The sequence below is a fragment of the Natrinema hispanicum genome (genome assembly GCF_004217335.1).
In the GTDB taxonomy this organism is placed as follows: domain Archaea; phylum Halobacteriota; class Halobacteria; order Halobacteriales; family Natrialbaceae; genus Natrinema; species Natrinema hispanicum.
Genome location: NZ_SHMP01000003.1, coordinates 362,248 through 380,124 on the forward strand (window position 1 = coordinate 362,248; position 17,877 = coordinate 380,124).

General features: G+C 63.9%; 23 protein-coding genes. 8 read left to right on the top strand and 15 right to left on the bottom strand.

The window, feature by feature from the left end; genetic code table 11:
- Positions 1 to 28: 28 nt before the first annotated feature.
- The 3 genes from BDK88_RS02530 to BDK88_RS02540 all read right to left on the bottom strand — a co-directional run bounded on the left by BDK88_RS02530 (position 29) and on the right by BDK88_RS02540 (position 1,645).
- Positions 29 to 355 (bottom strand): DUF7577 domain-containing protein, encoded by a 327-nt coding sequence (locus BDK88_RS02530; RefSeq protein WP_130499028.1) that lies wholly within the window; start codon positions 353 to 355, stop codon positions 29 to 31.
- Positions 356 to 429: 74 nt separating this feature from the next.
- On the bottom strand, positions 430 to 1,329 hold the full coding sequence (locus tag BDK88_RS02535) for an acyltransferase (protein ID WP_130499029.1): 900 nt from the start codon (positions 1,327 to 1,329) through the stop codon (positions 430 to 432).
- Positions 1,330 to 1,429: 100 nt separating this feature from the next.
- A complete protein-coding gene (locus tag BDK88_RS02540; protein WP_130499030.1) occupies positions 1,430 to 1,645 on the bottom strand; it encodes a hypothetical protein in 216 nt (71 codons plus the stop codon).
- 120 nt (positions 1,646 to 1,765) lie between these two features.
- Between BDK88_RS02540 and BDK88_RS02545 the strand changes: the two genes are divergently transcribed.
- A complete protein-coding gene (locus BDK88_RS02545) occupies positions 1,766 to 2,821 on the top strand; it encodes an aldo/keto reductase (protein ID WP_130499031.1) in 1,056 nt (351 codons plus the stop codon).
- 45 nt (positions 2,822 to 2,866) lie between these two features.
- On the opposite strand, the gene BDK88_RS02550 is transcribed toward BDK88_RS02545, so the two are convergent.
- From BDK88_RS02550 to BDK88_RS02560, 3 genes are all read right to left on the bottom strand, one after another.
- Positions 2,867 to 3,142: a hypothetical protein gene (locus tag BDK88_RS02550; RefSeq protein WP_130499032.1), complete on the bottom strand. Its 276-nt coding sequence runs from the start codon at positions 3,140 to 3,142 to the stop codon at positions 2,867 to 2,869.
- An 84-nt stretch (positions 3,143 to 3,226) separates the two neighbouring features.
- Positions 3,227 to 3,535: a DUF7521 family protein gene (locus tag BDK88_RS02555; protein WP_130499033.1), complete on the bottom strand. Its 309-nt coding sequence runs from the start codon at positions 3,533 to 3,535 to the stop codon at positions 3,227 to 3,229.
- A gap of 13 nt (positions 3,536 to 3,548) precedes the next feature.
- Positions 3,549 to 3,893: a winged helix-turn-helix domain-containing protein gene (locus tag BDK88_RS02560; RefSeq protein WP_130499034.1), complete on the bottom strand. Its 345-nt coding sequence runs from the start codon at positions 3,891 to 3,893 to the stop codon at positions 3,549 to 3,551.
- 102 nt (positions 3,894 to 3,995) lie between these two features.
- On the opposite strand from BDK88_RS02560, the gene BDK88_RS02565 reads away from it, so the two are divergent.
- The 3 genes from BDK88_RS02565 (at position 3,996) to BDK88_RS02575 (ending at position 5,383) form a co-directional block, all read left to right on the top strand.
- Positions 3,996 to 4,445: a hypothetical protein gene (locus tag BDK88_RS02565; protein WP_130499035.1), complete on the top strand. Its 450-nt coding sequence runs from the start codon at positions 3,996 to 3,998 to the stop codon at positions 4,443 to 4,445.
- A gap of 194 nt (positions 4,446 to 4,639) precedes the next feature.
- Positions 4,640 to 4,774 carry a DUF7560 family zinc ribbon protein gene (locus BDK88_RS02570; RefSeq protein ID WP_092930468.1) on the top strand — a complete coding sequence of 45 codons (135 nt, stop codon included), beginning with the start codon at positions 4,640 to 4,642 and terminating at the stop codon, positions 4,772 to 4,774.
- 156 nt (positions 4,775 to 4,930) lie between these two features.
- Positions 4,931 to 5,383, top strand: coding sequence for an NUDIX hydrolase (locus BDK88_RS02575; protein WP_130499036.1), 453 nt, complete (start codon positions 4,931 to 4,933; stop codon positions 5,381 to 5,383).
- 17 nt (positions 5,384 to 5,400) lie between these two features.
- Here the strand turns inward: BDK88_RS02575 and BDK88_RS02580 are convergent, their stop codons facing one another.
- Both BDK88_RS02580 and BDK88_RS02585 read right to left on the bottom strand, forming a co-directional pair.
- The gene (locus tag BDK88_RS02580) at positions 5,401 to 6,831 is read right to left on the bottom strand and encodes a DUF402 domain-containing protein (RefSeq protein ID WP_130499037.1); all 1,431 of its coding nucleotides are present in this window, start codon (positions 6,829 to 6,831) and stop codon (positions 5,401 to 5,403) included.
- 67 nt (positions 6,832 to 6,898) lie between these two features.
- On the bottom strand, positions 6,899 to 7,276 hold the full coding sequence (locus BDK88_RS02585; RefSeq protein ID WP_130499772.1) for a DUF7532 family protein: 378 nt from the start codon (positions 7,274 to 7,276) through the stop codon (positions 6,899 to 6,901).
- A gap of 166 nt (positions 7,277 to 7,442) precedes the next feature.
- Here BDK88_RS02585 and BDK88_RS02590 point away from each other — a divergent pair, with 166 nt between their 5' ends.
- Positions 7,443 to 7,868 (top strand): DUF7522 family protein, encoded by a 426-nt coding sequence (locus BDK88_RS02590; protein WP_130499038.1) that lies wholly within the window; start codon positions 7,443 to 7,445, stop codon positions 7,866 to 7,868.
- A 157-nt stretch (positions 7,869 to 8,025) separates the two neighbouring features.
- Entirely contained in the window at positions 8,026 to 9,042 is a 1,017-nt protein-coding gene (locus tag BDK88_RS02595) for a PrsW family intramembrane metalloprotease (RefSeq protein WP_130499039.1), read from the top strand.
- 29 nt (positions 9,043 to 9,071) lie between these two features.
- On the opposite strand, the gene BDK88_RS02600 is transcribed toward BDK88_RS02595, so the two are convergent.
- Positions 9,072 to 9,683, bottom strand: coding sequence for a riboflavin synthase (locus BDK88_RS02600; RefSeq protein ID WP_130499040.1), 612 nt, complete (start codon positions 9,681 to 9,683; stop codon positions 9,072 to 9,074).
- 84 nt (positions 9,684 to 9,767) lie between these two features.
- Positions 9,768 to 11,732, bottom strand: a complete 1,965-nt coding sequence (locus BDK88_RS02605; protein WP_130499041.1) for a PAS domain-containing sensor histidine kinase — start codon at positions 11,730 to 11,732, stop codon at positions 9,768 to 9,770.
- Positions 11,733 to 11,964: 232 nt separating this feature from the next.
- On the opposite strand from BDK88_RS02605, the gene BDK88_RS02610 reads away from it, so the two are divergent.
- The gene (locus BDK88_RS02610; RefSeq protein ID WP_130499042.1) at positions 11,965 to 12,216 is read left to right on the top strand and encodes a DUF7533 family protein; all 252 of its coding nucleotides are present in this window, start codon (positions 11,965 to 11,967) and stop codon (positions 12,214 to 12,216) included.
- A 36-nt stretch (positions 12,217 to 12,252) separates the two neighbouring features.
- Here BDK88_RS02610 and BDK88_RS02615 read toward each other — a convergent pair whose 3' ends face one another.
- The 4 genes from BDK88_RS02615 to BDK88_RS02625 form a co-directional block, all read right to left on the bottom strand.
- Positions 12,253 to 13,425: a M24 family metallopeptidase gene (locus tag BDK88_RS02615; RefSeq protein WP_130499043.1), complete on the bottom strand. Its 1,173-nt coding sequence runs from the start codon at positions 13,423 to 13,425 to the stop codon at positions 12,253 to 12,255.
- On the bottom strand, positions 13,422 to 15,293 hold the full coding sequence (locus BDK88_RS02620) for a UvrD-helicase domain-containing protein (RefSeq protein WP_130499044.1): 1,872 nt from the start codon (positions 15,291 to 15,293) through the stop codon (positions 13,422 to 13,424). The genes BDK88_RS02615 and BDK88_RS02620 overlap by 4 nt, the downstream gene beginning before the upstream one ends.
- A gap of 63 nt (positions 15,294 to 15,356) precedes the next feature.
- The gene (locus tag BDK88_RS22495; RefSeq protein ID WP_449289258.1) at positions 15,357 to 15,515 is read right to left on the bottom strand and encodes a DUF7563 family protein; all 159 of its coding nucleotides are present in this window, start codon (positions 15,513 to 15,515) and stop codon (positions 15,357 to 15,359) included.
- A 151-nt stretch (positions 15,516 to 15,666) separates the two neighbouring features.
- Complete coding sequence (locus BDK88_RS02625) at positions 15,667 to 15,852, bottom strand: HVO_0416 family zinc finger protein (RefSeq protein ID WP_083857028.1); 186 nt, start codon at positions 15,850 to 15,852, stop codon at positions 15,667 to 15,669.
- Positions 15,853 to 16,012: 160 nt separating this feature from the next.
- Between BDK88_RS02625 and ubaA the strand changes: the two genes are divergently transcribed.
- Positions 16,013 to 16,849: an SAMP-activating enzyme E1 gene (ubaA, locus tag BDK88_RS02630; RefSeq protein ID WP_130499045.1), complete on the top strand. Its 837-nt coding sequence runs from the start codon at positions 16,013 to 16,015 to the stop codon at positions 16,847 to 16,849.
- Positions 16,850 to 16,864: 15 nt separating this feature from the next.
- Here ubaA and BDK88_RS02635 read toward each other — a convergent pair whose 3' ends face one another.
- Positions 16,865 to 17,836, bottom strand: a complete 972-nt coding sequence (locus BDK88_RS02635; RefSeq protein WP_130499046.1) for a hypothetical protein — start codon at positions 17,834 to 17,836, stop codon at positions 16,865 to 16,867.
- Positions 17,837 to 17,877: the final 41 nt, after the last annotated feature.

The following is a 17,877-nucleotide window of genomic DNA, read 5'->3' on the forward strand; positions in this document are numbered from 1 at the left end:
GTTCGATCGGCAACCGCGTTACTGACGTTCACCGGCGCAAGCCCGACGCGCAGTTCCAGCAGTACGTAAACGTCTGATCGGCCTCGTTGGGTGCGCCACAGTGGGGACAGCGGATCGTCTCCCCGTCGAACTCGCGATCAGCGTCGTGATCCCGGTCAGCATCGTGTCCCTCGTCCGTGGCACGCGGATAGCGATCGGGACCGGGCGACGATCGAAGACTCGCGTGGTTGGGATCGGCAAACGACGGCGTTCGCTCGTTTTCGCCGTCGCTGCGCCGGACGTACAGGTAGTACAGTAACAGATGGAGCAGGGCAAACAGCGCGACATAGCCGATGAGCCAGCCCCAGAGTGCCATCGGTGTGCGATACGGTCTCGAGGCACTTGGATATTCCCCGCTGTCGGGGCTGACGAGAGTCAGGTCGACGAGAACTACTGGGGCGGCTGTAAGTCACGGCCGAACTCGTCGAAGACCTCGAGGTCGTCGGGCAGGTCGTACTCGAGGTGGCGTTCGTCCTGACGGTTGACGCCGGCGTCGTCAATGGGCGTCGCAACCTCTTCCCAGCCGGGTTTGATCTTGACGCTTTTGGCGGGCATCCCGATGGCGATGTGATGGGCAGGGATATCGTTCTGGACGATGCCGCGTGCGCCGACGACGGCGTTCTCACCGACCTTACAGCCGGCGCGGACCATCGCGTCGTAGGTGAGTCGGACGTCGTCCTCAACGATCGTATGGTAGTTACGTACCTCGGTCTGATCGACGACGTCGTGGTCGTGGCTATAGATGTGGACGCCGTCGGAGATCGAGACGCGGTCGCCGATCGTTAGCTTGCCCCGGTCGTCCAAGTGGACGTCGTCGTGAACGACGGTGTTGTCGCCAATCGAGATGTTGTGGCCGTAGGTGAAGGTAATGCCCTTGAAAAAGCGGCAGTTGTCGCCACATTCCTCGAAGAGGTGATCGGCGAGCATCCGCCGGAACCGAAGCGCGAACTCGACGTTGTCCGCGATCGGCAGGCTGTCGAACTGCCGCCAGAGCCACTGGAGGTGCTTGGAGCGGCGAAACGCCGCCTCGTCTTTCTCGGCGTAGTATTCGCTCTCTAAGGTCGTATTACAGGGATCGTAGCTTTGCAGGCGGATGCGTTCGGCTGGCGGCACCGACTCGCCGCGCTGCCAGCGTTCGTAGGCCTCGCGGTCGCCCGAGAGGTCGATCAGAACGTCCTCGACGACCGAGCAGGTGTCCTCGTCGCTCGCAAGCCGTCGATCGACCTCATCGATGAACTCGCGCATCCCCGTTTCTGCCTCTTCGGGGAGCGACACGTACCGCTTTGTCATACCCCGACGTATTGCCCGCCGAGTTCATAGGGGTTCGGTTGTGCGTCCGTGGTTGCCGGACCAACTAACGTGCGTGTTACTGGGCTGTTCTGACAGGTTCTTACTCCTGACCGGACTGCCACCCAGCAAAGAGCAACGCGGGCAATGCAAGCGTGCCGACGACCAGCAACGTTCCGACGAGCACCGCGCCAACCGAAAGTCGGTCTCTCGGAATCTCGAGTCGGCTCACAGCGAGGAGGGCAAGCGACAGGCTGCCAAGGAGGACGGCGAGCAGGACCCATCTTGGATCGCGCGAGTCGCGGCGGGAACTGGGCATACGAATGCGTGTCAGCCAACACCTAAGAGCGATTCGCCTCACAGAATGCGACCGAACCAGTTCGACACGAAATTCGAGCGTTCCGGTCACCCTAAGTTCTCCCGCTCCAAAGAGACGAGTATGCAACACAGCGAACTCGGCGAGTCCGGAGTCGAGGTCAGCGAAGTCGGCTTCGGCGCATGGACCGTCGGTACCGACTGGTGGGGCGACCGCTCCGAAGACGACGCCATCGAAATGCTCCAGTATGCAGTCGAGCAGGGGATCACCTACTTCGATACGGGCGACGTCTACGGCCACGGCCACAGCGAGGAACTGGTCGGGCAGGCACTGGCCGAGGTCCGCGACGAGGTGACCATCGCCACCAAGGTCGGCTACGACTTCTACAACAACCCACAGGCCGGCCACGGCGAACTCCCCAAGGAGATGGACCCCGAGTATCTCCGGGAGGCCGTCGAGAAGAGCTTAGATCGCCTCGAGATGGACTCCGTCGACGTGCTCCAACTGCACAACGCCGACGTCGACGAAATCACGCCCGACGTCCTCGAGTTGTTCGACGAACTCGAAGAAGAGGGCAAGATCGACGCCACCGGCCTTGCGCTGGGCCCCTCGATCGGCTGGCTCGCCGAGGGCGACCTCGCGATCGAAGAGGAGTTCGACTCCGTGCAACTCGTCTGGAACGTCTTAGAACAGGAGGTCGGCAACCACTTCCTCGAGACGATCGAGCGGACCGGCTCGTCGACCAGCCTGATCCCCCGCGTGCCACACTCCTCGGGTATCCTCAACGAACAGGTCACGCCCGAGACCGAACTCGAGGAGGGCGATCACCGCGGCTTCCGCCCCGACGAGTGGTACGAGACCGGCTGGGAGAAACTCGAGAAACTGCGCTTCTTAGAGCGAGACGGCGAGCGGACGATGGGACAGGCCTCGATCGCGTGGCTACTCTCCCACGAGCCCGTCGCGACCGTCACCCCGACGTTCCGCACGAAAGCGGATATCGACGAGTGGGCAGCCGCAAGCGACGTGCCAAAGCTCTCCGACGAAGAAATGGATCGCGTCGCGGAGCTCTACGAGAACGACTTCGACATCGACCGTGACGACGGCATGGACGCGCTGCGCTCGTCGGTCGACGGTGAAGACATCGAGTCCGCCGGACTGGACAAGCTCGCGGCTGACTGATCGAGCCACTGCGGCAGACTCGAGCGGTCACACCCGTGGACGTCGCTATTCGTTGGGAGACGACGACTCCGTGAGTCGGAACTCGAACTCGAGTTTGCCGTCCGTCCGTACGTCGACGCCGCCGAGTTGCTCCGAGAGCTGATCCCGTGCTCGAGCGCTCGGCTCGATGGTGACGGAGACGCTGTTGCTATTGGCGTTGTACGAGATGTTCCCCACCGTCACGTCGAACTCGAAAAAGTCCGGAACGTCCTCCCGAAGCTGTGTTCTGACGTCGTCGATATCCGACCGCACGTCGGCCATCTCCTCGTTGAGCGAACTCATAGATACTGGTATGTGATACCACCCCGTAACGGTTTATCCTGTTCGGTCGCCCTCGTAACGGGTCCTGTAACTCAGCTGGTGCGTTCAGGTCGGCATTCGAAGCGCGTACAGGATCGCGAGCAATCCACAGAGCTGGCTACACTGGCTGAGGACAGCGGCGAACGACTCCGAAACGAACGGCAGCGCCACGTAGAGCACCAACAGGGCGAACGGAACCGCAAGCGCTAGCGCGAACCCGACGGCGATGAACAACATCGGTCGACTGTCGTTTCGCCGGTAGCCCCGGTATGCCTGGTAGGCGATAAACAGGCCGACGAGTGCGCTCAGAACGTCGGTCGCCTGCACGAACGTCGTGACCCACTCCGGCGGCAGCGCGGGGTCCCAGAGCTGCATCGATCCCTGCACGTCATATCCCCTCGATGAGTCTCGTAAAGCGGTCGGCGATGTCTTCGCGACGGTCGATATGCAGCGTTAACCCGCCGTCCTCGAGTTCGACGGTGATCCGCGCGAGGTTCGTCGCGTAGACGGTTCGGTGATGGCCCCGGTCGGGATCCGGCTTGGTTCGTTCGACGAGGAGGCCACACTCGCGGAGGTCCTCCAACCGCCGATATACCGTGGGTTTCGACGCCTCGCAGTGCTCGCTCAACGTGGTGGCTGACATGGGTTCCTGGCTCGTCTGGGTGAGGATCGTACGCACCGTCGGGTCCTCGAGCAAGGCCCCGATCGTCTCGACGTCGACCTCCTCACTCACGGTTGGAGAGTGTACAGAGAAGAGACATAAAGGGGTTTCCGCGACTGCAGCGCGTGCAGTCGCGCGCGACGGGTTTTGCCCTTGGGCCACGTCGGTCGACACATGACGCCATCGACCCGCTCGTCGGGCACGCTCGAGCGACTCATCGAACGAGCTCGCCGCGTCGTGACGCGGTTCGCATCGCCGACGGACGGCCCCGCTGGTGGCTGGCTTCGACCAACCGCAGCCGGCGGCCTGCTCGTCGTCCTCGCAAGCGTCACGATGAGTCTTGCCGCCGCTCCAGTCCTCGGGGACAGCGTTCGCATTCGCTGGAGCATTGGCACCTACTACGGCCCCGAGTATGCCCCGACGCCTCTCGCGCTGGCCACGTTCCCAGCCCTTGTCGCGGTGATCTACGTCGGCTTTCGAGCGCTTGTGTGGGGCCTCGAGCGCGCCGGTGCGTTCGATGCAACCGACGACCTCGTCCGATCCGTCTACGAACTATGTGCGCTAGTTACCCTGCTGGCGCTCGTGTTCGTCCAGATCGTGTTTATCGTGGCGAACCTCCTGTAAGAACGGTCACGATAGCTGACAGTGAGGGCTCGACCACGACGGAATCGATGCAATCGTCGGCCCCAACGAGGGACACGTCACCGTTCGAGCGACGAGCGTCACGGTCGATGACTTATATATGCCCCTCCATATCTGGGCCCCTCGTCTAACCCGAACGGTCCCGTCTCTCTAGACGTGCCAGCACACTCAGACCTATGACATCATACGAGTTTACCTGCCCGGACTGCCAGCGGTCGATCACGGTAACAGACCCGATGCGAGCGGCGACGCTGGCCAACGGCTGTCCGGTCTGCGGACGATCGGTGACGGAAGGCAACTTCGCACTCTGAGGGCTCGAGCGGCGAACCACAGGCTCGACGCGCCATCGACGGCTCGAACGAACCGCCTTTTCTCACGTACGGCTCGCAGACCATATAGGGCCCTTACCCTCCTTTAATATCATCTATGACAGGTTTTTACGGTAGAACATCGTGGTATCTGGTACCATGACTGATGTCACGTACGTCCAGAAGGCGTGTGCCTACATCACTCGCGGACCCGGCGAACTCCTAGTCTTCGAAGGGCCGGGCCACGACGGGCTCCAGATTCCGAAAGGAACTCTCGAGCATGGCGAGTCGCCTCGGGAGGCGCTGTTCAGGGAGGTTCGCGAGGAGAGCGGGCTCGGCACGCTGAGTGACACCCGCCATCTGACGACCGACGTCTGGACGCGACGGGCAGGCAGGCGGTACGTCCGCCACTTCTTTCATGCGACAGTGCACGAACCCCGCGACCGGTGGACCCACACCGTCACTGACGGCGGGGCCGAACACGGCGCAACGTTTTCGTTCCAGTGGGTTCGGCCGACGACCGTACAGGCGTTCGCGCTCGAGCTCGACGAGTACGTTGGCCTGTTGCCGACCGTGTCCCGAACCGACGAGGTTTCGACCCTCTCGGACTGAACCGACCGTCGACTGTCCTACGAGAGCGCGCGCTCGACAGCTTCCGCGACATCCATCGCTTTTGCAGCCAGTTCGTCCGACACCAGCCCGGCATCGACAGCGTCCTCGAGTTCGTCCGCGTCGACGATCTCGACCGTTCCATCAGGCTGGCGGATCACGTCGACGTAGAGGTCGACGTACCGCACGCAGTCGGGGAAGAGTTCGACCGGCGTACAGACGTTGACGTAGGTCCCCTTCGACGTGCCGTCGGCGGCCTTGTAGGTCGTCGGATACCACCACCGGCCCTCGCGGAACTTCGTCACGGCCACGTCGCCGTCGTCTTTGGGAGTGCCGAGCGCGTCGTAGCTGCCACCGCCACGCATCGAGCGCTCGAGCGTGAGCTTGCCCTCGGGGTCCCAGTCGGTGACCTCGCCGCGACCGAGCGAGATCAGTCGGCCGTCGGGTTTGCCGTGGCCGATCTCGAGACGATCGCCGGTCGTGGGGCCGAACTGACGCGTGACGGCTGCAAACGGGAAGTCATCGCCAGCCGCGGCATCGTCGGCCGACCCACAGACGGCCTCCGCGAAGTCGACCGCCGCGCTTGCGGCGCGATCGGCTGCCTTCGTCCGGTGGTGACCCGGCATCGTCGTCTCCACGTGCCGGCGGACTCCATCGAGCGCGAATCGGGACTGGCGGCCGAACCAGCCCCACGCGGTTCGCTGGGGAGCGGCAAGCAGCGCCGGCTCGCCCGGCTCGTCGGGTGCGTCGGCGAGTTCGTCCTCGAGCAGGCGCGCGCGATTCGCCGCGTCCTCGAGGGCGGTGCCCATCGCCTCGAGATCCGCATCGGCCGCGGCGTGTTGCCAGCGGACTCCCCAGCCGTCAGGCACATCAACCGAGAGCAGGTCGGTCATGCCGACGAGTTCGTCCGCGCGCTCGCCGCGCATCGCCGCCGAGACGCCAGTTCGATCCCGCGAAAGGGTACAGAGTCCGCCACCCACCTCGAGGGTCGGCCGCACGAGTGGTCGATCGTCGTCCCATGGCGGTGTGGGCTCGGTGACCTGCACCCGGTAGCGATTGCCGGCCTCGACGTAGCCGTCGACGTCGTCGTAGCTGAGATAGCCCCGCCTGCCGTCGCCGAGATCAACGACGGCACCGCTGCCGCCGTCGGCATCGAGTACCTCGGCGTCGAAGACCGCGCCACGGGCGACGTCGTCGTCCCAGCGGAAGGTATCGATCGCAAGCCCCTCGAGTTCGGCCATGGCCGTCTCGACCGCGTTGGGATCACCCGACACCTCGACACCCTGCCGGTCGCGGGTGGTCTCGATCGAGACGTCGGCCGGAACGGTGTCGAACGACTGATCGAACCGCTCCCGAATCGGGTCGGAGGCCTGAACGACTTCGAAATCGGCCTCGCTCAGCAGCTGGGTAATTGCCGTCGTGTAGATTCCGCGGACGCGCGCCGTCGTCATCGGTTCCCCTCCGTCGTCCGTCGTGGATCGCTCGAGCGCGATCCGCCGGTGGCCGCGAACATGGCGATCACCGCAGCGTCTCGCGGTCGGGCGCGAACCGCACCCGATCGTCGATCGTCGGCCCAAGCGTCAGTTCAACGGAGCCATCGTCCAGCAGCCGGCCGTCCTCGATCGAGACGCCCCACGTGTCGAACCGGAGCCAGCCGCGCATCTCGTCGGCGTGGGTCGTGATGTCGGCATACTCGACGGTGTGCTCGGGATAGTCGACAGTCGAGTGGGCCATCTCCATATCGGAATAGACGGTGTCGTGTTCGTCGAAGAAGTCCTCGAGCGCCGCCGCGTCTTCGGCGACGGCCTCGACGACGGCTTCCGAAGCGGCCTGGAGGTCGTCGGTCTCGAGGCCGACGTCGCGAAGCGCCTGCTGAGTTCGCTGGTCGAAATGCATAGCCGCCGGTTGGGCCGGGAGACCTTTGATCATTCCGAGTTCGTGCCGGTCGGCCGGCCGCTGCGTTGAGTAGACACGCATCTGCCGGAATCATCAGCCTGGCTGTCGTTCCGGTCACGAGTACTGTAGGCGAAACGTTTGATACTGGGAACTGCCAACAGTGCGCATGAGTGGCGAACTCTACAGAACGGACCTCGACGATGAACTGGCAACCGGTATTGTCAGTGCCGCACGCACCAGTCTCGGTGACACGCTTCGCAGTGTCATCTACTTCACGCCGTCGGCGTTCGACATCCTGTATCTCCGGCAGGATCTTTACGGCTCGACGGCCGACGCCCGCGATGCCAAAGCGCAACTGGTCGAGTTCGAACAAGCCGGCTTCTCCGAGGTCCCTGTTCGGACGACGATCGCCCGCGAAGAGAGTCGTTCGGACATCGGCGACTACGAATTTACCGTCCGGTTCCACGAGAGCGGGTTCGTCGTCCGGGTGCTCCAGCGCGACGTCGGCGTCCTGCTGACGATCGACAGTATGGACGTCAACGCGTTCGAAGACGCCGCCATCGCGATTCAGACATTCCTCCACGGCGAGTAGACCGCCTCGGGTCACGCTCCGAGGCACTCGGTCTGGCCCGTCTGTAGAGCGCTGACTCGAGCAGCGTCACGACGATCCAAATGGGAGAGACTGGCGATGCAACGCTCGCGTCGCCGATTGCCGAACCTATACCGGGCCAGCGCGCCAACGAATAGCCATGCAGCGCAGGCACGACCCGGTCGAGCGAGCCGAGGAGCGACGTGGCGACGGAACCGTCGATCTCTACGACATCTCGACGTGGGAGCCCCGATCGGCCGTCGATCTGCTCGCGTACACACTCTACAGTACGGTTAGCTACGGACTCCGTGCACTCGTCTTGCTGACCGCCATCGCAATCACCGTCTCGTTGCTCGTCTCACCGGCCGCGATCGTCCTCGAGGACCCGTTCGTCGCGGTCTTCCTTGGGCTCTCGGTCGTCCCCGCAGGGTTGCTCGCGACCTACATCTGGTATGCAGATATCACGACGAGCGAGCCGCTTGGGTTGCTCGTGGCGACCTTTCTGCTCGCGGTCCTCTTCGCGACGTTTGCAGCCCTTATCAATTCGCTCAGTCAGGCAGTTCTCGGCTTCGGTAGCGGCGTGTTCTTTTTTTATCTGATCGTCGGCCCCGTCGAGGAGACGGTCAAACTCCTCGCCGTCTACGTGTTTGCCTATCGAAGCAGCAGCTTCACCGCCGTCATCGATGGGGCTGTCTACGGGGCCGTCGCCGGACTTGGCTTTGCGGCCATCGAAAACGCCGTCTACATCAGCCGCGTCATCGGCGAAGCAAGTCCCGAAGTAAACCTCTTCGTTACCGCCAGCGGGATCGCGACGGTCCGCGCGCTGGCCGGTCCCGGCCACGTCATCTATTCGGCGATCGCGGGCTACTACCTCGGCTTAGCGAAGTTCAACCAAGAGTACGCCGGCCCGATCGTCCTCAAAGGGTTGCTCATTGCCGCGTTCGTCCACGGCACGTACAACGTCACGGTCGGCATCGTTCCACAGCTCCTTGCCGACGCCCTGCCCGTCGGCTACGGCGTCGCATTCGTGGGGTATGTAATCGGCTACGATCTCACGATCGGCTACTACCTCTATCGAAAACTCGCCCGCTACCGGGACGCGTATCTGACGCTCAGTGACGACGACGTCGAGACGCCACGTCCGGAATTGACCGAATTCGAGCCACCACAACGCTGACTCACACGGTCGAGCGTCGGGCTCGCAACTCAGTCGTCTTCAAATCGTGCTTCGAGCAACCGTTCGACGTACTTCGCGAGCACGTCGACCTCGAGATGCACCGGATCGCCGGGTTCTTTCTCCGAAAGCGTCGTCATATCGTAGGTCGTTGGGATGATCGCAACGGTCACCCGACCGGCATCCGCGTCGAGATCGGCGACGGTCAGACTGATTCCATCGAGCGTGATCGAGCCCTTCTCGACGACGTAACGGTCGTATCCCTCCGGAAGCTCGAACTCGAAGAACCAGTCTTCCTCGACTGACTCGACGTTCGTCACCGTCGCAACCGCATCGACGTGGCCCTGCACGACGTGGCCATCAAATCGGCCGTCGGCCGGCATCGCCCGCTCGAGATTGACCGCGTCGCCGACCTCGAGCTCGCCGAGATAGGTCCGCTCGACGGTTTCGGTCGCTAAGAAGACCTCGAACCACGCGCCCTCGTCGTATCGCTCGACGGTGAGACACGCGCCGCTGACGCTGATGCTCTGGCCGTGCTCGAGGCCCGTCGCGACCTCGTCGGCACCGATCCGCAGTCGAAGGCCGTCGTCGGTCCGCTCGCGGGCGACGATCTCGCCGGTCTCCTCGACGATCCCCGTAAACATATCTCCAAGTGACGGGCGATGGGGGAAAGCCGTTCCGGGTCCGGCCCACAGCGGAGCCACGTCTAGGTGCTCGCAGTCGGGACGTCAGGATGATGGCGTGACCGACTCGTCGCCGACGGCGGTGCGGACGCCGGAGAACTCGAACCGCGCGCCGCCAGCCGCGCTTTCGGTGACGTCGATATCCCACTCGTGAGCCTGTGCGATCTCACGGACGATATTCAGGCCAAGCCCGGTTCCGTCGGGGTTCGTGGTCCAGCCGGGCTCGAGGACGCGGTCGCGCTCGTCGGGTGGAATCCCCGGCCCGTCGTCGGCGATATAAAATCCGTCCTCGACGAGTCCGACGGTCACGGTGACGCCCTTGCCACCGTGCTCAACGGCGTCCTGCCGAGCGTTCGAGGCGGGGCTCGTCGAGCCGTGCTCGACGGCGTCCTGCCGAGTGTTCGAGGCAGGGCTTGTGGAGCCGTGCTCCACAGCGTTTCGAAACAGGTTCTCGAACAGGTTCCGGATGCGGCTCGCATCGGCGAACAACTGGCCATCGGCTTCGATCTCGAGCGAGGCATCGGCAGTCGCGACGGTGTCCCAACAGGACGTGACGACGTCACCGAACGCGAGCGCGTCGATCGACTCGAGGTCGTACCCACACCGAACCATCGTCAACACGTCGTCGATAATCCCCGCCATCCGGTCGAGGGCGTCGTCGAGTTCAGCTAAGTGGTCGAGGTCGGGTTCGGTTTGTGCGGTCGCAAGGAGGCCCTGAGCGACGTTCAAGGGATTGCGCAGGTCGTGGGCGACGACGCTCGCGAACTCGTCTAAGCGTTCGTTCTGGCGCTCGAGGTCCCGTTCGTACGCGAGTCGGTTGAGCGCGATTTCGGCGTTCAGCGATAACACGAACGCGAGGTCCTCGTCCGATTGGTCGAACGCGCCGGTCTCGGGATCGACGATACTGATCACACCGTGCTCACCGAGCGGGAGATACATCGCGGCGTGTGCCTCGCCGCGATCGTGGTCGTCCTCGAGCGATCGAACGTCATCGTACCGGATCGGCTCACCGCTTCGGTAGGCACGGCTGACCGGAGAGTCACCGTCGACCGGATACGCCGGTCGCTCACCTAGCTCCGTTTCCGCTTGCTCGGTTACAGCGACCGCCCGCAGAGACGTTTCGTCGACGAGTCGAACGACGTTGTGCTCGTAGCCGAGGATCGCACTCGCAGCGTCGGCGACGAGCTGTGCGATCGCTTCGTTGTCGTCGGCCTCCATCAGCCAGCGCGTCGCCGTGTGAAGCGCCTGCAGCTGTCGCTCGTATTCCTTTCGGGCCGTCACATCCCGGAAGACCCCTGCAATCAGCTGTCGGTTCTGGAGTTCGAAGACGTGAGCGTTGATCTCGACCGGCACTCGGCCGCCGGCTTTGGTTTCGACGTAGACATCGGAGCCGTCCGGAAACTGCGTGAAGATCGACTGGCCGGACCCAACGTGGTTTTCGAAGAGCTCACGGTAGGCCGCTTCTTCGCCCGATGGGTGGACGACCGTCTGGGGCTCACCGACGAGGTCGTCCGGCTCATATCCCGTGAGTTCGACCACCTGCTGGTTCGCTTCGATGATCTCGCCCGTTTCCGCGTCCGCAACGAGGACCGCATCCGGCACTGCCTCGAGGATCGTCAGGTACTTCGTCCGAAGCGCCTCCTGCTCGCTGATGTCTCGGACGGCAGCCATAAACTCGCGGTTCCCGTCGGTCTCGATCGGACTCAGGCTGACGTCGACCGGGAATTTCGAGCCGTCCTTTCGTTGGCCCGAGAGCTCGAGATTGACACCCATCGGCCGGGCCTCCGGAGTGGCGATATACGCATCTCGTTGGGCGATGTGCTCGTCCCGGACGGACTCCGGAACGAGGATTTCGATCGGCTCACCGAGGAGGTCGGCTGGCTCGTACCCGAACAGATCGGTCACGCGCGCGTTCGCGTAGGTGATCCGACCATCGTGATCGACGAGAAGGATGGCATCTGGAGAGGCTTCACAGATCGCTTCGTATCGCTGTCTCGATTGGCGTGGCATGACGTGCGCTCTCGGGCTCGAAGCCGATACTCGTACCCGGAGCGCCATCTATTTCAAAGTTTTAGTAAGTGACATCCTCCTCGCCGTAAACGGGCGAGGCGTCCCGGACCACAGGTACAGTCAATTCCGCATACCGAAATCAAATCCATTCAACCGGATGTCGACAGCGCCACCGTGAGCGGTCGGAGCCACTGTCGTCGCGTTTTTACGCTGCAGGCGCGATATACCGCCAATGGCCGGCATCATCGACACGATCAAACTCGCAGGCACGCTCGTCCTCGCGCTTCCGGCTGCGATCGCCGGGCTCGAGCTCGTGTTGATTCGCGGACAGACGACGATCGGCGTCGCCCTCGTCGGACTCGCGATCGGACTCGTCGTCATCCAACACTGGCTGACGCTTCCGACGGACATCCCCGAACTGTTCGCAAAACGGCTCGTGGGAGTCGTCACAAAGGAGCCAGAGGCCGACGCCGAAGACGAGTGATAACGCGGCAGTACGAACCGAACTGAGACCGAACTGCTATTGCTCGAGCAGCGCCGCTGGCGACAGCGAGTGTGCGGGTGCAGCGAGTCGCTCGGGTCGCTCGCCCTCGTCGGTGACGACCAGCACGTCGGCGATCCGAAGTTGACTCGTTTCGTCGACGCGGGCGGCCACATCGAGTCGGACGACGGCTCCAGGTTCGATCTCGTCGCTGCCGTCACTCGGCCCTTCGCAGGGCTCGAGGCCGACGCCGGAGACGGTGGCCTCGATGTCGTCGCTGTCGTCGAAGCCGAACGAGCGAACTTCTGCCTCGAGATCGGCCGCGACGGTCCGCACAGACGCCGAGCCGGCCGTCAGCAGCGATCGCGCGGAGCGAAACGACTGGGTGACGGCGACGTGGACGCGCCGTTCCTGGCCGCCGTCGCTGTCGACGACGAGCGTCCGGACGAGCCCCCCGTAGTAGCCGGCCGGCCCGCGGGGTGTGGCTGCGAGTACGATCGGCTCGTCGGGCCGGAGCGCTGTACCATCGGCGTCGGTATCGACGTGTGAGACAGTCCCTGGATTGACGGCGGTGTTACCGGCCGGGAACGCACCCGCGCCGACGATCGCCTCGTCGATGGCGATTCGCAGGCGGGCGGGCGTCAACGGGACGGTGTCGCCATCTTCATCCGCGACCGCGAGCCGACCGTCGACGACCGTCGCGTCGGCCAGAACCGACGCGGCCCGTCGAATCCCGGCGCTCGCCGCACGTTGTGCGGCCGCGATTCGGTCGCGCTCGCCGGCGGTCTTCGTCGCCCGTGCCCGTGCGATGGCGTCCGTCGAGGCCACCTCGAAGCCCGCGTTCTCGAGATAGAGCGCCGCATCGTGTGGAACGTGTGGCGGGGTCAGGATCGTCCCCTCGCAACCGCGACCTGTAAGCGTCGTCGCGAGGTCGGCAGCGGGATGGCCGTCGCTCACGTCGGTCGAGCGGACGAGCCACTCGTCGGCAGTGCCGTCGTACGCGACAGCAGTACGCCCGTGTGGAAGTGACTCGCAGCTGTAACGGATCGCCGGATCGCGTTCCAGGCCGGCGTGGACGAACGCGGTTGCATCTCGCTTCTCGAGTGTCGCAGCCAGCACGCTGGCCGCGTGGTCACGCCGCTCACGGGCGAGCGCCGACGGAACGCTGGCCCGCTGACCGTACTCGAGAGTGGGTTCGTCTGCGCCGGTCACGGCGCTTCGGCTTCGATCTCGTCGGCGTCCCCGTCGTCGACCGGCTGCTGGGCCTCCTCGACGAGTTCCTCGAGGGTCAGCTCCGTCAGTTCGTTTTTCAACAGGACGTCGACGGGCAGCGTGGGTGCGCCGTCGACTAAGTTCTCGAGGAGGACGAGCCGCTCGCGGGCGCGAGACATGCCGACGTAGAAGACGCGCCGTTCGTTGTCCGTCAAGACGGGCACTGGCGAGGTCGTCTTGGTGAACTCCTCACAGTGGGGGACGTCAGTCGGATCGTCGACGGTGGCGACCATCTGCTCGACGACTTTTTCCGTGAGGTCGGTGCCGACGAAGACGTGGTCGGCCTCGCGACCCTTCGCGGAGTGGATCGTCCCGAGGCGGACGCGGTCGGTGTCCATTCCCTGGTACTCGCCGATCGCGAAGTAGGCCCGAACGCTCTTTTTCTGGAAGTTCGTCACTTTTCGGAGCATATCCGAGGCGGAGGCAGGACCGGGCATGAACGGCACGTGGTCGCTGATGACCTCGGCCGGAATCATGAGGTCTGCGAGATCGTCGATGCCGGCGTCTTCCTGGCGTTCGTCGATCTCGTCGAAGAGGTCGTCACGGTCGTTGGTACCGAACGCCGAGTCCTGGAGCATATCGGCGAGTCGGCGGGCCTGCAGGCCGGTGACGTCCTCACCGGCATCGATCGCTTCGACCGCGCGGACGTACTGCGTGAGCCGGTCGGTCCACATCCGCTGGTCGGTCAGCGAGGTAAAGGGCACGCCTTCGGTGATGAACTCATCGATGAACTGGAACATCTGGTAGCGGGCCCGGAACAACACCATGATGGTGCCGTCGCCCTCGACGAGCGTCCGCCGCACCATCCGGACCACGTCGAGCATCGACGCGTTCGTGCGTGCCTCGACAGCCCCGCCTTCTTTGCGGGGCTTGAGGTCTTTGTCCTGTCGCTGGTCGATGTGGCGGATCTCCTTGTTGACCGCGTTGAGGACGTTCGATGGCAGCCGGTAGGAGTTCGGGAGAATGATGTCCTCGTCGACCTCCTCCTCGAGCAAGAGCGCGGGATCGGCCCCCTGCCAGGAGTAAACGACCTGGTCGTCGTCGCCAGCGATCAGGACCTGTTCCATGTGCGGTTTCCACTCCTCGTAGACATCGTACTGCAGCGTCGTAATGTCCTGGAACTCGTCGATCACGAGGTAATCGACGTTGGGAAGCAGCGAGCGCTGCTCGACACGCTCGAGCATATCGGCGAAGCCGATCTTGCCCTGCTCGCCCTTGTAGGAGCGCCAGGCGCGGATCGCTTCGGGGACGTCGATTCGGTCGTCATCGCTTGGCCAGGTCGGGGTGTATTTGTTCCCTTCCTGGGCGTTGGGGTCGATCTCGGGTGGCAGTCGGACCTCCTCTTCGTCCCACTGGAACGGGACGTCGTACCAGTCGGAGACGTCGCGGCTGGTTCGCTGGAGCCACTGACTGGTCGCGATGACTTTGTTGCCGATCGTCGTCGACCGGGCGGTTCGGCGGCCAGCACCCGAGTACTCGTCTTCGTACTCGATGCCGTACTCGTCGCAGAAGTCCTCTTTGTCGGATTCGCCGATGACGTCGCTTCGAGAGAGATCAAGGAGCTCGTAGGCCTTCGCGTGCATCGTACAGACGTTGCCCTGCAGCGCACGCGGGCTCTCGCCGAGCCGTTCGGCGAGTCGTTCTCGAACCTCTTGCGCTGCCGCTCGCGTGTACGAGACAACGAGAATGTCTCGGAAGGTGACGCCGTCCTGCTCGAGAATGTCCTCGACGTGGTCGAGAAGCGCTGTCGTCTTCCCGCTTCCCGGACCACCGAACAGGCGGGTAACCGTCGTGTCCGTCGTAGCCATTGTAGCTGTACAAGAGCGCGACACGCATAAGTGACGTGGGTTTTCGTCGACAGAAACGAGAGCTCACGGATCGCGCGCAGAGCGCGCCTCGCGGACATCAGCACCGTCGCGGATTTTATCCTGACAGTCTGGGCATACGCGTGGCTCGTCGACGCCGCGTGGGGTGAACACTCGTGCGTATCGTTTGGTAACGAACGCGCCACAGTTCTGGCATTCCGGCATAGTAAGTTCAATTGACAGTAACGAGTAGTGACCTATAATTATATTGTATATAACATGATAAACGACGGCGAGCGCGCTAGTTCCACTGAGTGCGACGGCCGGGACGGATCACGACAGCAGCGTGTGCCGTGTCCCCGGCGAAAAAGACGTCTTACGACGCTGGTTCCCAGCCACAGACGGTACAGGCGCTGGCGGACGGATCGTGAAGACCGCCACACTCCGGACACTGCTTTTTGTTATACTCTTGTTCCCACCCTACTGGTTCGACCGAGTGACCGCGATCGGCGAGGAATTGATCGATGACGTCGTCACCGGCATCATTGGGTGAGGTTGCCATAGGTGTGTGAACGTACACCACAGTAATAAATCGTTGGGTCGGTGAAGATACTGCCTCCTCCACAAGCCCATGCTGGCGAAGTGACAACAACCAATCTACCACGTACTGGGCGAGTCAAACGACCCGCGTCCTTTTCTCGCTCTCGTCCGAATACTACGGCATGAGCGACCTCCGCCTCGATGCCACCCAACTCGATCGCTACTCGAGACACGTCATCATGGACGAAATCGGTCCTGACGGTCAACAGCGGCTGCTCGAGGGATCAGTCCTGATCGTCGGCGCTGGCGGGCTCGGCTCGCCGGCAATTCAGTATCTGGCAGCAGCCGGCGTCGGTCGGCTGGGGATCGTCGACGACGACGACGTCGAACGCTCGAACTTGCAGCGCCAGATCGTCCACGGCGACGACGATGTCGGCCGACCGAAAGTCGAAAGCGCAGCCGATTACGTCGCGACGCTAAATCCCGACATCAACGTCGAGACCCACCAAACCCGCGTCACCGCGTCGAACGTCGACGAACTGGTCGCCGACTACGACGTCGTCCTCGATGCCAGCGACAACTTCGCCACCCGATACCTGCTCAACGACCACTGTGTGCTCACCGAGACGCCGCTGTTCCACGGCGCGATCTACCGGTTCGAGGGCCAGGTCACGTCGTTTACCAACGATCGCGGTGGGGACGACGACCCACCGTGTTACCGGTGTATCTTCCCCGAAGCCCCCGAACCCGGGACCGTCCCCGACTGTGCGGCCACGGGCGTCCTCGGCGTCCTCCCAGGCACCGTCGGCTGCATTCAGGCAACCGAGGTCGTCAAGTACCTCATCGGGAAGGGCGATCTGCTCGAGGGCCGCCTCCTGATGTACGACGCGATGGGCATGACCTTCGAGGAAGTGCCGGTACAGTCGAACCCGGCGTGTCCGGTCTGTGGAGACGACCCCGAGATCGAGTCCGTCGAGGACGTCGCCTACGAGGGAACCTGCGAGATTTCGGCGGACTGACCGGCGAGCCGACCGCTATCGACCGAGCGGCGACCGACCGACGCGCGAGCGCACGAGGGTCGGCAGCTCGAGTCCGCCAGCAACCGCAAGACAGGAGACGAACGCGGTCGTCCCGAGTTTGCCGCCCGCACCGGCGAGGGCGGGCGCGACTACGACGTAGACGAGCCCACAGACGAGGCCGGCACCCGCGATCTGGCCGCGGGTCTCGAGTCGGTCGGCACTCGACATCCCGACGAACGAGGCACAGAAAGCCACGGCAGCCAGCGTCGGCCCCACTGTGGGGAGGAAGACGGGAAACGCGAGACCAGCAGCCAACCCGACCGTTGCGGACGCGATGACCGCGCTCGCGCCGGCGTGCGTGCGCAACACGACAGTTGCGACCGCTGCGACGACGGCGACTGCGACGATCGCAGGTACAACGCCCCAGACGAGTGTGCTGCCAGCGGCGTAGTCGGCACCGAGCAGGGCACCGCTCGTGAGACAGCCAAAGAGTGCGAGCGTGCCGTATTTGCCACCGAAACCGCCGAAGACGTCCGCCGTCGCGACGAACGCGAGCCCGGCGACCGTTCCCGCGAGTGCGACTCCCTCGAGCGACGGCAGGACGGCCGGAGAGACCATCCCGACGAACGACCCGCAGTAGGCCGCGCCGTCGACTCGCGGGAGTCCGAGGGCGACGGCCAGTCCGACGAGCGCAGAGGCACGAACCGGCCCGAGCCCGGCGTGAACGTTCAGCCCGTACGTCAGGACTGCCGCCGTGGCAACCGCGAGCGCGTCGACGGTATCCGTTCGATCGAGACTGATCGCGTCGACGCTCGAGAGACGCTGGCGTTCCGTCTCGGCGACGACAGTGCCTGCGAGCGCGACCCCGAACGGAACGCTCAGGACCCCAATCGAGAGGTCAGGCGGCGCGCGAACGGCACCAAGGAGTAACGCGGCGGGCGTAACGAGCAACACGACGTAGCCGACGAATCGAACCGGACCGTACACACACCGATCTTCGCTCGAGGGAACGGGAGTGGGTTACGGTT